Raw genomic sequence first — 13,783 nt, forward strand, 5'->3', positions numbered from 1 at the left:
CCGGCGGCCCCGTCATCGGCATCCGCAGCGCCGTCAAGGTGCTCCCCGGCTTCTCCCGGCGCCGCCTGCTCGCGCTGTCCATCGCGCTGACCGGCCTGGCGCTGCTCGCGGCGGGCCTCGTGCCCGACCCCACGACGGTGCTCCTGCTCGTGCTGCTCGCCGGCGTCTGCGCGGGCATCGCCGCCAACACCGGCCACGCCCTCCTCGACCAGGAGACGGAAGAGGCCCGCCGGCCCCGTACGACCGATCACCTGCACGCCGTCGTGCGCGTCACGGCCGCGCTGGGCGCGGTCGCCGCGCCGCTGCTCGCCGCCGCCATCGGGCCGCACCGGCTGGAGCGCGGCAGCTTCGTCTTCGCGCACGGCGGGGCGGCCTTCACGCTGATGCTCGTCGGGGCGCTGCTGCTGCCCGTCGGCGCCCTCGTGCTCGGCAAGACCGACGACCGGCACGGCGTCCCCTTCCGCCGCGACCTGCTGGACGTGCTGCGCGGCGGCGACCCCGAGCAGACGCCCGCCGCGACCGGCTTCTTCCTCGCCTTCGAGGGCGGCGACGGCGCCGGCAAGTCCACCCAGGTGCGGGCCATCGCCGAATGGATCCGCTCCAAGGGCCACGAGGTCGTCGTCACCCGCGAGCCCGGCGCCACGCCCATCGGGCAGCGGCTGCGCGCGATCCTGCTGGACGTCTCGTCGGCCGGTCTGTCCGACCGCGCGGAGGCGCTGCTCTACGCGGCCGACCGCGCCGAGCACGTCGACTCCGTCGTGCAGCCCGCCCTCCAGCGCGGCGCGGTCGTCATCTCCGACCGCTACATCGACTCGTCCGTGGCCTACCAGGGCGCCGGGCGCGACCTCTCGCCGACCGAGATCGCCCGCATCAACCGCTGGGCGACGGGCGGTCTCGTGCCGCACCTGACCGTGCTGCTCGACGTCTCGCCGGAGACCGCGCGAGAACGTTTCACCGAGGCGCCCGACCGGCTCGAATCCGAGCCCATGGAGTTCCACAACCGCGTCCGCACCGGGTTCCTGACCCTGGCCGCCGCCGACCCCTCGCGCTACCTCGTCGTGGACGCCGGGCAGGCGCCCGAGGACATCACCACCGTCGTACGCCACCGCCTCGACCAGGCCCTGCCGCTCTCCGCGGCCGAGATCGAGGCCCGCGAGCAGGCCCGCAAGGCCGCCGAGGAAGAGGCGCGGCGCAAGGCCGAGGAAGAGGCCGCGCGCAAGGCGGAGGAGGCGCGGCTGGAGCGCGAGCGCCAGGAGCAGCTCGCCAAGCTGCGCGCCGAGGAGGAGGAGCGCAAGCGGCGCGAGGCCGAAGAGGCCCGCATCCGCGAAGAGGCGCGCCTCGCCGAGGAAGCCCGGCAGCGTGCCGAGGAAGCCCGCCGCCAGGCGGAGGAGGAGCGCAAGCGCCGCGAGGCGGAGGAGCGCACCCGCGCCGCCGAGCAGGAGCGGCTCCGTAAGCAGGCCGAGGAAGAGGCGCGGCTGCGCGCGGAGGCCGAGGAGCGGCGCCTGGAGAAGCAGCGCAAGGCGGAGGAGGCGCTGCTGCGGGCGGAGCGGGCGCGGGTGGCGGCGGAGGCGGCCGCGGCTGCGGCTCCGGCTGCGCCGGGCTCCCTCGACGCGCCGGCTTCCGTTTCGGATTCGGCTTCCGAGGCTCCGACCGTCGAGCGGCCCTCGTTCCGCAAGGAGGCCGTGGCCCCGGGGAGCTCGGACGAGACGCAGATCGTCGAGACGCCGTCGGTGCAGAGCCCGTCCGTCCACCGGCCGGACCCGCGGAACACGGACTTCACCGGCCTGACCGCGGACACGACGCCCACGGTGGAGCGGCCGCGGATCGACCCGCGGGCCTCGCGGGCGTCCGGTGTGCCCGGTGCGGCCGACGACACCGAGGTGCTGCCGCCCGTGCCCGCCGTACGGCCCGTGGATCAGCAGCGCGTGACCTGGGGCGTGGAGTCGCAGCAGGCGCCCTCGCCGTCGCGGGAGTCGGAGGAGACGGCTGTGCTGCCGCAGCCGCCGGTTGCTGAGGCCGCCGATGCGGCCGTCGCCGATGCCGGCATGGATGTGACGGAGGTGCTGCCTCCGGTACGGCCCGAGCCGCGGACCGAGGACCCGGCGGACCGGGTGCCGGACTGGCTGTTCCGTTCGGAGGAGCGCGCAGGCTCGGGCGCGGGCGCGGGCTCGGACACCGAGCAGACGCGAGAGCTGCCGCAGGTGGACGAGGACGCCGCCGCCCGGGGCCGCCGCCGTCCGGGCTGGGCGGAGGAGACCTCCGGCGACGACGAGCCGACGCTCGCGGACGAGCTCCTGGGCCGGGGCGGGCGCGACGACGATGAGCGGGGCCGCCGCCGCTGAGCCCTTGCCGGGCCTTGGCGGGTTCGGCCGGGGGCGGGGGTGGTCTCGGCGCCGCCGGGCTGCGTCGTCGTGGGACGGGGGGTGGTGGGCGCCGGCGTGCGCCTGCCGGGTTGCGCGCCCTCAAGGGCGGGGGATGCCTCGGTCCCGCCGGGTTGCGTCGCCGTGGTTGATCGCCGTTGCGGCGGATTCGGGAGGCACGGCCTCCCGGCGGGCCTTGTGGTGGGCGTGGCCGCGCCATCGGGCGATGCTCGTCCGGCGAACGGCGAACGGCGAACGGCGAACGGCGAACGGCGAACGGCGTCCGGTGTCGGTGGTGTGGCCCACAATGGACGTCGCAGGACAACCAGTGCGGAGGACAGCCATGGCGGTGTGGGACGACGTGGTCGGTCAGGACCGGGTGACGGAGCAGCTTTCCGCCGCCGCGCGGGATGCGGATGCCCTGGTCACCGCCGCCGAGTCGGCCGCGCCGGGCGCCGCCGCCGTCGGTGGCGGGTCGATGACCCACGCCTGGCTGTTCACCGGTCCCCCCGGCTCCGGACGGGCCGACGCCGCCCGTGCGTTCGCCGCCGCCCTGCAGTGCGTGAGCCCGGACAAGGCCGTCGGCGGGGCCCCCGGGTGCGGTTTCTGCGACGGCTGCCACACCTCGCTCGTGGGTACGCACGCGGACGTGGAGATCGTCCGCACCGATCAGCTGTCGATCGGCGTCAAGGAGACCCGTGACCTGGTCCGCCGCGCCCAGCTCTCGCCGGCCGGCGGCCGCTGGCAGGTGATCGTCCTGGAGGACGCCGACCGGCTGACGGAGGGCGCGGGCAACGTCCTGCTGAAGGCGGTCGAGGAGCCCGCACCGCGGACGGTGTGGCTCCTGTGCGCGCCGTCCCTGGAGGACGTGCTGCCCACCATCCGTTCCCGCTGCCGCCTGCTCACCCTGCGCACGCCGCCGGTGGCCGCCGTGGCGGAGATCCTCGCCCGGCGTGACGGCATCGAGTCCGAGCTGGCCGCGCGGATGGCCCGTGCCACGCAGGGCCACATCGGGCGTGCCCGCCGTCTGGCCACCGACGAGCGGGCCCGTGCCCGCCGCGCGGCTGTGCTCAAGCTGCCGCTGCGCGTCGACGACGTCGGCGGCTGCCTGAAGGCCGCTCAGGAGCTGATCGACGCGGCCGCCGAGGACGCCAAGCAGGTCGCGGAGGAGGTCGACGCCAAGGAGACCGAGGAGCTGAGGGCGGCGCTCGGTGCGGCGGCCGGTACGGGCAGCCGTCTCCCGCGCGGCACGGCGGGCGCGATGAAGGAGCTGCAGGACCGCCAGAAGCGCCGCAGCACGCGTACCCAGCGCGACAGCCTGGACCTGGCCCTGGTCGACCTGACGGGCTTCTACCGCGACGTCCTGGCGATGCAGCTCCGCTCGCGCGTGGAGATCGCCAACACGGACATGCAGGACGCCCTGGAGCGCGTCGCCTCCGCGTCCGGCCCGGAGCGGACGCTGCGCCGCATCGAGGCGATCATCGACTGCCGGCGGGCGCTGGACCGCAACGTGGCACCGCTGCTCGCGGTCGAGGCGATGACGATGGCGCTGCGGGCCGGCTGAGCGCCGCGGACCCACCCGGACCGGGTGCGCGTCCGGTTACGCACTCTCACTCATATGAGGCCTCCTTGGCCCGGCGACTGGCGGCAGCCCGCAGGGGTGCGGATACGCTCCGTCGGTACGCAGTGATTCTCCGTGACGCTACGTGAAGCTCAGCTCCTCCTCGCTGCCAGGCAGCCCCGTGCCTCCGTGCAGCGGCACTCCACGCATGCAGCCATGCATCCACGCAGAGGGACAAGGGACCAGCCGATGGACTCCAGCCGCCTGCTCCGTACCTCCGGCACCGTCATCGCGGCAGCGGCGCTGCTGATCTCCGGCTCCGCCCTCGGGGACACCTCGCCGCGGGCGACGGCGGCGGCGAGAGCGTACGGGGCGGGCGACGAGCAGCCCTCGCCGGCGGGGAGCCGGCACGGCCGCGCGGGGGAGGGGCGGGACGGCAGCGGCCTTCCCGGGTTCGGGAGCCTCGGCCGCCCAGCGGGCGCCCTGGGCTCTCTGGGGGGCCTGGGTGGCGCGGGCAGGCCGTCCGGGGAAGCCCCGCTGCTCGCCCCGCTGCCGGCCGCCGTTCCCCCGGCCCTGCAGCGCTACTACGCACAGAAGCTCACCTGGCACTCCTGCGGCACGGGCGGATTCGAGTGCGCCACGCTGAAGGCCCCGCTGGACTACGACCACCCCCGTGAGGCGGACGACCTCAAGCTCGCCGTCTCCCGCAAGAAGGCCACCGGCGCGGGCCATGCCAGGCGCCTGGGCTCCCTGATGGTCAATCCGGGCGGGCCGGGCGGCTCGGCGGTCGGCTATCTGCAGCGCTACGCGGGCATCGGCTATCCCGCCGCCGTCCGCGCCCACTACGACATGGTGGCCATGGACCCCCGGGGCGTCGCGGGCAGCGAGCCGGTCACGTGCTTCTCCGACGCCGACATGGACCGCTACACGGAGGTCGACCAGACCCCGGACGACGCCGGCGAGACCGGGGAACTGGTCGCCGCGTACTCCGACTTCGCCGACGGCTGCGCGGCCCGTTCCGGCAAGCTCCTCGGCCACGTGTCCACGATCGAGGCCGCCCGCGACATGGACGTCCTGCGCGCGGTCCTCGACGACGCCAAGCTGACGTACGTGGGCGCCTCGTACGGCACGTTCCTCGGCGCCACCTACGCCGGGCTCTTCCCCTCCCGCGTGGGCCGCCTCGTGCTCGACGGCGCCCTCGACCCGGCCCTCGACTCGGAGCGGGTCAACCGCGACCAGACCGCGGGCTTCCAGACCGCCTTCGACTCCTTCGCCCAGGACTGCGCCCGGCGCAGGGACTGCCCGCTGGGTGCCGATCCGGCAAGGGCGGGCGACCGCCTCTCCGGGCTCTTCAAGAAGGCCGACGCGACCCCCCTGGCCACCGGCAAGTCCCGCAGGCTCACGGAGAGCCTCGCCACGACGGGTGTGATCTCCGCCATGTACGACGAGGCGGCGTGGGGCCTGCTGCGCACCGCACTGCGGTCCGCCTTCCAGGGTGACGGCGCCCCGCTGCTGAAGCTGTCCGACGCGTACTACGAGCGCGATTCCCGCGGCACGTACCAGAACCTCATGTACGCCAACGCGGCCGTGAACTGCCTCGACCTCCCGCCGGCCTTCCGCTCCCCGGCCGAGGTCCGCAACGCGGTCCCCGCCTTCCGCAAGGCCTCGCCCGTCTTCGGTACCTCCCTCGCCTGGGCGGCCCTGACCTGCGGATACTGGCCCGTCCAGGCCACGGGGACCCCGCACCGCATCCCTGCCGAGGGCGCCGCGCCCATCCTCGTCGTCGGCACCACCCGCGACCCGGCCACCCCTTACGGCTGGGCCCGCTCGCTGGCCTCCCAGCTCTCCTCCGGCCGTCTGCTGACCTACGACGGCGACGGCCACACCGCGTACACCCGCGGCAGCGCCTGCATCGACAACGCGATCAACAGCTACCTGCTGACCTCGACCCCGCCCCCGGCGGACCGGAAGTGCCGCTGAGGCCCGAGGCCCACGAGGCCCGAGGCCGCACGGGCCCTGCAGGAACCAGAAAAGCCCAGGCCACACAAGGTGTGACCTGGGCTTCAGCGGAGCCGCCTTCGGGATTCGAACCCGAGACCTACGCATTACGAGTGCGTTGCTCTGGCCAACTGAGCTAAGGCGGCAAGCTGCCTGATCCGGACCGGCTTCAGCAGCGCGCCCAAGTCTACACACTCCGGAGGGGTGCTCCGTACACGGTGGTCGGCGGGGGTCTTCCGTGGTCAGCGGGCCGGGGCCGCGATGGTGTCCGAGATGACGCCGACGATCTCCCCTGCGTGGTCGTTGAGGTAGAAGTGGCCGCCGGGGAAGACGCTGATCGCGAAGGACGCGGTGGTGTGGTGCTCCCAGTCCTGGACCTCGTCGACGGTGGCCTTGGGGTCGTCGTCGCCGGTGAGGGCGTGGACGGGGCAGTTGACGCGGAGGCCGGGGCGGGCGCGGTGGGTCTCTATCGCCCGGTAGTCGGCGCGGAGCGCCGGCAGGACCATCTGCAGCACCTCCTTGTCGTCCAGCATCTGGGTGTCGGTGCCGCTCAGTGCGCGGAGCTCCTCGATCAGCCCCTGGTCGTCGCGCTGGTGCACCGTCTCCTCGCGGTGGCGCGAGGGGGCGCGGCGGCCGGAGGCGAAGAGGACGGTGGGCTTGATGCCCCGCTCCTCCAGCCGCAGGGCGACCTCGTAGGCGAGGGTCGCGCCCATGCTGTGGCCGAAGAGGGCCAGGGGGCGGTCGGTCCAGGGGAGGAGGGCCTCGGTCGTCAGATCCGCCAGCTCGGCCAGGTTGTCGACGCAGGGGTCCGTGCGCCGGTCCTGCCGGCCGGGGTACTGGACTGCCAGCACGTCGACCGCCGGCGAGAGCGCCTTCGACACCGGGAAGAAATAGCTCGCCGCCCCTCCGGCGTGCGGCAGGCACACGAGGCGCACCGGCGCGTCCTGCGCGGGATGGAATCGGCGAATCCACTTTTGGTTGTCAGCGGGGGACATGGTCATCGTGCTGTTTTTCCCTTCGGAGCCGTTCAGTTGCTGCCTTTCGGGTCCCGGGCAGGATACGTCGGGAGACCGCAGGGGCAGGCTCGTAGCCGGTAGGGGTTCCTTCGGGTGCCCCCGGCGTATTAGGTTCCCTTGCAGGGTGCAGACATACGTCGTCCCGGCTCGAAGTGCTCCGAAACACATGGGTGTTCCGGTTTGAAACAAGGGATTCGTCGAGAAGGACGCGAGAAGGACACACAGTGCCCAACGGAAATCTGCTGGCCGTCAGCGATCTGCACGTCGCCTACAAAGAGAATCGCGCGCTCGTCGAAACGCTCCGGCCCGGGAGCGACGACGACTGGCTCATTGTGGCGGGCGATGTCGGTGAGCAGTACGCGGACATCGAATGGACGCTGCGCCTGCTCGCCGAGCGATTCGCCAAGGTCGTCTGGGCGCCCGGGAATCACGAGCTGTGGACCCACCCGCAGGACCCGGTCGACCTGCGCGGCGAGAAGCGCTACCTGCACCTGGTGGAGCTGTGCCGCGGTCTCGGCGTCGCCACCCCCGAGGACCCGTACCCCGTGTGGCAGGGCGAGGGCGGCCCGGTCGCCGTGGCCCCGCTGTTCGTCCTCTACGACTACACCTTCCGCGTGCCCGGGGCGCACACCAAGGAGGAGTCGCTGCGCCGGGCCCACGAGGCCGGAGTCGTCTGCGCCGACGAGCACTTCCTGCACCACGAGCCCTACTCCGGCCGCGATACGTGGTGCCACGCGCGCGTGGCGTACACCGAGCGCCGCCTTGCGGCCGTCGACCCCGCCCACCGCACCGTCCTGATCAACCACTGGCCGCTGGTGCGCGAGCCCACCAGGATCCTGCGCTACCCGGACTTCGCGCAGTGGTGCGGCACCGAGCTGACCGCGGACTGGCACGTCCGCTTCCGGGCGGCGGCGGCCGTCTACGGCCACCTCCACATCCCCCGCGTCACCTGGCACGACGGGGTGCGGTTCGAGGAGGTCTCCATCGGCTATCCGCGCGAGTGGCGGCCGCGCCCGCCGCGCGAGCCCCTGCGGCAGATCCTGCCCCGGCCGGCCGGCGAGCGCGTGGGGGACGGCGCGAAGGGGTTCTGGGAGTGATCGAGCAGATCCTGCCCGCGGAGGCCGTGGCGGAGGAGAGCTTCGCGGTTCCGTCGCAGCAGCCCGCCCCCGCCCCCCTCGGCACCTTCCCCGGGGAGCCCTCCGGCCTCTTTCCCGAGGAGGCGGCCCATGTCGCCCGCGCCGTGCCCAAGCGGCAGCAGGAGTTCGCGGCCGTACGGGCCTGTGCGCGCAGGGCGCTGGGGCGGCTCGGCCTTCCGCCCGTGCCCCTCGTCCCCAACCGGCGCGGAGCTCCGCAGTGGCCCGACGGTGTGGTCGGCAGCATGACGCACTGCGACGGTTTCCAGGCGGCCGTCGTGGCCCGGGCGGACGCCCTGGCGTCGGTGGGCATCGACGCCGAGCCGAACGGGCCGCTCCCGGGGGGCGTCCTCCGTGTCATCGCGCTGCCGTCCGAGCGCACGGCCGTCCAGCGGCTCGCCGCGGAGCGGCCCGGAGTGCACTGGGACAGGCTGCTGTTCAGCGCCAAGGAGAGCGTCTTCAAGACCTGGTACCCGCTGACCGGGCAGGAGCTGGACTTCGAGGAGGCGGAGCTGGAGATCGACCCGCAGGCCCGTACCTTCTCCGCCCGGCTCCTCGTGCCCGGCCCCGTCGTGGGCGGCGTCCGGCTGGGCGGCTTCACCGGCCGGTGGGCCGCGGGCGACGGCTTCGTGCTCACCGCCATCGCCCTCCCCGCCCCGGCCCGGGGCGCGCGGCCCGCGGACGGCCCGCAGATCAGCGAGTCCGCGGCATCCCGTGCCTGAAGGCGGCGAAGCCCTCCGGCAGGTCCCGGGCGTGCCGGGTGTTGAGCCACAGCCGCAGTAGGTCGCGCCGCCGGCCCGGCTCGTCCCGGAAGGCGGAGCGGCCGTGGACGACAACGTTGTTGTTCAGCAGCTGCAGGTCGCCGGCGCGCAGGGTCATCTCGACGCGGTGCTCGGCCATGCCCGCGACGTCCTGGAAGACCCGCAGGGCGTGCCGTTCGATCCCGCTCAGCGGAATTCCTGACTTCGGTACCGCGGAGTCGATGTAGTGGGTCATATAGAAGCGGCAGCTCAACTGCCCGTCGAAATAGCCGTACACGGAGTTCCGGTAGTAGGGGAGCTCGTCCGAGTCCTCTTCCGTGCGCCGGTCGTAGACGAACCCCCGGTAGTACAGGCCGAGCAGCTCCCGGTGGTGGGCGAGGAGGTGATTGTGGACGGTCATGGAGCTGCTCAGGGTGCTGACGCCGCCCTCGCCCGCCTGGCGCAGGCACAGCAGGCCCACGATGTCGGAGCTGTCGGTGTGGAAGGGCAGCTCGGAGCGGGTCCGGTAGGCCCGGGTGGCGGATTCGGTGACCTCGCCCTCTCCGTAGTCCTTTACGTGCGCGATCAATTCGCCGGCCGCGTTCTGGGAGACGGGCGTGCCGAGATGCAGGGCGATGCCCCAGTACGCCAGGCGGGCCTCCTCCGGCGACCAGGTCTCCACCGGAAGGCCGCGGAGCAGCGTGAACCCACGCCCGAACTCCAGGTCGTGAACGGCCGCTTCGAATGTCTTGCCGAGGACCGGAAGAGGGAAGTCGTCGACGGTGAGCCGGTCGAGCGGAAGTCCGCGGCTCTTCACCGCGGTGAGTGCCGTCTGCAACTCACCGATTTCCTCAGGGGTGAGGACGACCGTCCAGTCACGTTCATCGGTGAAGTCGGAAGCCCGCCAGGCGCTCGGTCCGGTGACGGGCTCGGTGAGGACGGCGGCGGTCTCGGCGTCGGCGGACGGTGCAGGCATACGGACTCCACTCGGGATTCTCGGCGCTTGCGGCAGGTGTGCGGCACATCGATCATGAATCGAAGCCCGCGCCGGGTCAATGGAGTTGGGGCCGTCGCACCGGGGGCGGAGTGTCGCGATTGCGCGTGAACTCGATCACCTTCGCGCCCTTCCATGGTGCGGGGAGTGCGCCGGTGGTTAGTTTCCGGGAAGGCACGGCGACGCAGAAAGAAAAGACGGCAGCGGGACGCACAGACACGGAGACACAGTGGCCAAGTCAACCGCCAGGTCAGGGCCGGCGTCAGGAGCGGCGTCCGGAGCGGCCTTACGGGCATCGTCCGCGGCGGCGTCCGGAGCGACACTGAGGCGTACCGTCCGGGCGGCCGGCTGCGCCCTCCTGGCCGGCACCCTGGCGGCCGCGTGCGGCTCCGGGGGCGGCAGCTCGAGCTCCGGCCCGTCCGACGCGCTCGCCATCGGCCTCATCGCCGAGCCCGCCAGCCTCGACTTCACCACCACCGACGGCGCCGCGGTCCCGCAGGCCACGCTGGGCAGCATCTACGAGGGCCTGGTCCGGGTGGACCAGCAGGGGAAGATCCAGCCCCTGCTCGCCGAGCGCTACGAGCGCTCCGACGACGGCCGCACGTACACCTTCCACCTCCGCAAGGGCGTGAAGTTCACCAGCGGCGCCGAGTTCACCGCCGACGACGCGGTGTTCTCCATCGAGCGGGTGAAGAAGGACTGGAAGCTGAAGACGGCCCGCCAGATGGACGTCGTCGGCAAGGCGGAGAAGACCGGCGACCACACGGTCAAGGTCACGCTGAACCACGCGAGCAACGGCTGGCTCTACGCCATGACCACGCGCATCGGCGCCATGTTCAGCCGCACCGGCGTCGCCGACCTCGCCGCCCACCCCGTCGGCACCGGGCCCTTCAAGCTGGCCGAGCGCCGCCGCGGCGACCGCATCGTCCTCGACCGCAACGACTCCTACTGGGGCAGCAAGCCGGAGCTCGGCAAGGTCACGCTGAAGTACTTCAAGGACGCAGGAGCGATGAACAACGCCCTGCTCACCAAGGGCATCGACGTCGTCGGCACGGTCCAGGCCCCCGAGTCGCTGTCCCGCTTCTCCGACAAGAGCCGCTTCCGGACCATCGAGGGATCCTCCACCGGCGAGGTCGTCCTGTCGATGAACAACTCCCGCGAGCCGTTCAAGGACAAGCGGGTCCGCCAGGCCGTGCGCCACGCCATCGACCACAAGGCGCTCGTGGAGACCTCCCGCGCCGGTCACGGCAAGCTCATCGGCACCATGGCCGTCCCCACCGACCCCTGGTACGAGGACCTGACCGGCGGCTATCCGTACGACCCCGCCAAGGCGAAGCAGTTGCTGAAGGACGCCGGTGCGGAGGGCCGGACCGTGAAGTTCCGGGTGCCCAACATGCCGTACGCGATGTCCGCCGCGCAGGTCGTGAAGTCCCAGCTCGACCAGGTCGGGCTCAAGGCGGAGATCGAGCCGCTCGAATTCCCCGCCCGCTGGCTGTCCGAGGTCTACAACAAGGCCGACTACGACCTCTCGGTCATCGCCCACACCGAGCCGCGCGACCTGTGGACGTTCGCCGACCCGGGCTACTACTTCCGCTACGGCAACCCGGCCTACGCCAAGCTCCTCAAGGACGCCGACTCCGGCCGCCCCGAGGACGAGGCCGCCCGCTACCGCGAGGCCGCCCGCCTGCTCTCCGACGACGCCGCGGCCGACTGGCTCTACCTGATGCCCAACCTGATGGTGGCCGACAAGGACGTCACCGGTCTGCCGGTCAACCAGGTCGGCGAGGGCCTCGACCTCGCGAACATCCGCTGGGCGAAGAAGAAGTAGGAAGCGGCCCCGGCATGCGGGTGTACCTGCGCAAAGCGGCTTCGCTGCTGGTCAGCGCCGTGATCGCCAGCTTCGTCGTCTTCGCCTTCCTCTCCGTCCTGCCCGGCGACCCGGCCGAGGTCGTCCTCGGGACGAACGCCGGAGAGGCGGAGCTGGCCGCACTGCGCCACGACTTCGGCACCGACCGCCCGCTCGTCGTCCAGTACGCCGACTGGGCGCAGGGCCTGCTGCACGGCGACTTCGGCACCTCGTACATCAGCCACGACGCCATCGGCCCCCGGATCGCCGACCGCTTCGGCGTCACCTGCTGGCTGGCCCTCGGCGGCATGCTCGTGGCCGTCCTCTTCGCGCTGCCCGCGGGCGTGCTGGCCGCCGCCTGGCACCGCAGGCCGGCCGGCGCGCTGCTGTCCGCGCTCAGCCAGGCGGGGATCGCGGTCCCGGCCTTCCTCGCGGGCATCCTGCTCGTCTACGTCTTCGCGGTCCGGGCCGGGGCGCTGCCCGCCGGCGGGTACACCCCGCTCGCCGAGGACCCCGCGGCCTGGGCACGGCAGCTCGTCCTGCCGTGCCTGTCCCTCGGGCTCGTCCAGGGCGCGGTCCTCACCCGCTACGTACGCTCCGCCGTCCTGACCGTCCTGCACCAGGACTTCCTGCGCACGGCGCGGGCCAAGGGGCGCCGGCGCCGGGCCGCGCTGTGGAGGCACGGGCTGCCGAACGCGGCGGTGCCCGTCCTGACCGTCCTCGGGCTGCAGCTGTCCACCGTCCTGGTCGGGGCCGTCGTGGTCGAGCGGGTCTTCGTCATCCCCGGGCTGGGCGACCTGCTGCTGCAGTCCGTCGCCGACCGCGACCTGCTGGTCGTCCAGGGCGTCGTGATCGTCCTGGTCGTGGCGGTGCTCGTGGTCAACGTCGTCACCGACCTGCTCTACCACCTGCTCGACCCGCGCCTGCGGAGCCGCTCATGAAGGCCAGGAGCCTCCCCGGGCGGCTCGCCCGCCGCCCCGCCCTCACCGCCGGAGGCGCCCTCGTCGTCCTCGTCCTCGCCCTGGCCCTGCTGTCGCTGGTCTGGACGCCCTACGACCCGACGCACGTGGACGCCGCCCGCAGGCTGCTGCCGCCCGGCGGCGAGCACCTCCTGGGCACCGACCAGTTCGGGCGCGACGTCGCCAGCCGGCTGATGACCGGCGCCCGCACCACCGTGTTCGTCGGCATCGTGGCCGTCGGCTTCGCCGTCGTCATCGGCGTGCCGATGGGGGTGGCCGCAGGCATGTCGGGCGGTCCGCTCAGCGCGCTGCTGATGAGAGTGAGCGATTTCCTGCTTGCCTTCCCCGCGCTGCTGCTCGCCATCATGCTGGCGGCGGTCTACGGCACGAGCACGCTGACCGCCATGGTGGCCATCGGCATCGCCTCCGCTCCCGGCTTCGCACGCGTCGCCCGGGCCGCCACGCTGCGCGTCATGGCCGCGGAGTACGTCGACGCCGCCCGGCTCGCCCGGCGCCCGCGCACCGCCATCGCCGTGCGGCACGTCCTGCCGAACATCCGGGACGTCGTCATCGTCCAGGCGTCGGTGGCCTTCGCGACCGCTGTGCTGGCCGAGGCCGCGCTGTCCTACCTCGGGCTCGGCACCCCGCCGCCCACCCCGTCCTGGGGCCGCATGCTGCTCGACTCGCAGGAGCTCCTCTTCGACAAGCCCGAGCTGTGCCTGTGGCCCGGCCTCGCCGTCGCGGCCGCCGTCCTCGGCCTGAACCTCCTCGGCGACGGCCTGCGGGACCGCTTCGACCCCACGCTGGAAGGTGTCCGGTGAACAGGAGCAGGCTGCTGGAGGTCGAAGGCCTCACCGTCCACGCGGGCGACCGGCCGCTCGTGCGGGGCGTGGGCTTCACCGTGGACCGGGGCGAGCGCGTCGGCATCATCGGCGAGTCCGGCTCCGGCAAGACCCTCACGGCCCTCGCCCTCCTGGGCCTCCTGGGCGAGGGGCTGCGGGCCGGGGGCGGCGCGCGCCTGGACGGCGTCCCGTTCGACCTGCTGGGCGCCACGGACCGCGAGCTGTCGACCGTGCGCGGACGCCTCGCCGGCATGGTGTTCCAGGAGCCGATGACAGCCCTCAACCCCGTGATGAAGGTGGGCCCCCAGGTCGCCGAGGCGCTGCGGCTGCACGG

At 73.1% G+C, this 13,783-nt stretch carries 11 protein-coding genes and 1 tRNA gene; 9 read left to right on the forward strand and 3 right to left on the reverse strand.

What is annotated here, in order from left to right; all coding sequences use genetic code 11:
* From tmk to V7793_RS21870, 3 genes are all read left to right on the forward strand, one after another.
* The coding region (gene tmk / locus V7793_RS21860; RefSeq protein ID WP_336009052.1) for a dTMP kinase at positions 1 to 2,342 on the forward strand (2,342 nt) is incomplete at its 5' end.
* A 361-nt stretch (positions 2,343 to 2,703) separates the two neighbouring features.
* The gene (locus V7793_RS21865; protein ID WP_336009054.1) at positions 2,704 to 3,924 is read left to right on the forward strand and encodes a DNA polymerase III subunit delta'; all 1,221 of its coding nucleotides are present in this window, start codon (positions 2,704 to 2,706) and stop codon (positions 3,922 to 3,924) included.
* A gap of 246 nt (positions 3,925 to 4,170) precedes the next feature.
* Entirely contained in the window at positions 4,171 to 5,901 is a 1,731-nt protein-coding gene (locus tag V7793_RS21870) for an alpha/beta hydrolase (RefSeq protein ID WP_336009056.1), read from the forward strand.
* Positions 5,902 to 5,991: 90 nt separating this feature from the next.
* On the opposite strand, the gene V7793_RS21875 is transcribed toward V7793_RS21870, so the two are convergent.
* Positions 5,992 to 6,065 (reverse strand) — tRNA-Thr (locus tag V7793_RS21875).
* 96 nt (positions 6,066 to 6,161) lie between these two features.
* A complete protein-coding gene (locus V7793_RS21880) occupies positions 6,162 to 6,920 on the reverse strand; it encodes a thioesterase II family protein (RefSeq protein WP_336009058.1) in 759 nt (252 codons plus the stop codon).
* A gap of 239 nt (positions 6,921 to 7,159) precedes the next feature.
* On the opposite strand from V7793_RS21880, the gene V7793_RS21885 reads away from it, so the two are divergent.
* Together V7793_RS21885 and V7793_RS21890 are read left to right on the forward strand one after the other, a co-directional pair.
* The gene (locus V7793_RS21885; RefSeq protein WP_336009059.1) at positions 7,160 to 8,032 is read left to right on the forward strand and encodes a metallophosphoesterase family protein; all 873 of its coding nucleotides are present in this window, start codon (positions 7,160 to 7,162) and stop codon (positions 8,030 to 8,032) included.
* The gene (locus V7793_RS21890; RefSeq protein ID WP_336009061.1) at positions 8,029 to 8,790 is read left to right on the forward strand and encodes a 4'-phosphopantetheinyl transferase family protein; all 762 of its coding nucleotides are present in this window, start codon (positions 8,029 to 8,031) and stop codon (positions 8,788 to 8,790) included. Before V7793_RS21885 ends, V7793_RS21890 begins: the two co-directional genes overlap by 4 nt.
* Here V7793_RS21890 and V7793_RS21895 read toward each other — a convergent pair.
* A complete protein-coding gene (locus tag V7793_RS21895; RefSeq protein WP_336009063.1) occupies positions 8,762 to 9,784 on the reverse strand; it encodes a TauD/TfdA family dioxygenase in 1,023 nt (340 codons plus the stop codon). The two genes, V7793_RS21890 and V7793_RS21895, sit on opposite strands and share 29 nt — an antisense overlap.
* Positions 9,785 to 10,031: 247 nt before the next feature.
* Here V7793_RS21895 and V7793_RS21900 point away from each other — a divergent pair, with 247 nt between their 5' ends.
* The 4 genes from V7793_RS21900 to V7793_RS21915 form a co-directional block, all read left to right on the forward strand.
* Positions 10,032 to 11,630 carry an ABC transporter substrate-binding protein gene (locus tag V7793_RS21900; RefSeq protein ID WP_336009065.1) on the forward strand — a complete coding sequence of 533 codons (1,599 nt, stop codon included), beginning with the start codon at positions 10,032 to 10,034 and terminating at the stop codon, positions 11,628 to 11,630.
* Positions 11,631 to 11,644: 14 nt separating this feature from the next.
* On the forward strand, positions 11,645 to 12,589 hold the full coding sequence (locus tag V7793_RS21905) for an ABC transporter permease (RefSeq protein WP_336009067.1): 945 nt from the start codon (positions 11,645 to 11,647) through the stop codon (positions 12,587 to 12,589).
* Entirely contained in the window at positions 12,586 to 13,428 is an 843-nt protein-coding gene (locus V7793_RS21910) for an ABC transporter permease (RefSeq protein ID WP_336009068.1), read from the forward strand. Before V7793_RS21905 ends, V7793_RS21910 begins: the two co-directional genes overlap by 4 nt.
* Positions 13,425 to 13,783, forward strand: a 359-nt coding sequence (locus tag V7793_RS21915; protein WP_336009069.1) for an ATP-binding cassette domain-containing protein, incomplete at its 3' end; no start/stop codon positions are given. The genes V7793_RS21910 and V7793_RS21915, both read left to right, overlap by 4 nt.

It is taken from the genome of Streptomyces sp. KLMMK, assembly GCF_036961605.1.
Lineage (GTDB): Bacteria > Actinomycetota > Actinomycetes > Streptomycetales > Streptomycetaceae > Streptomyces > Streptomyces telluris.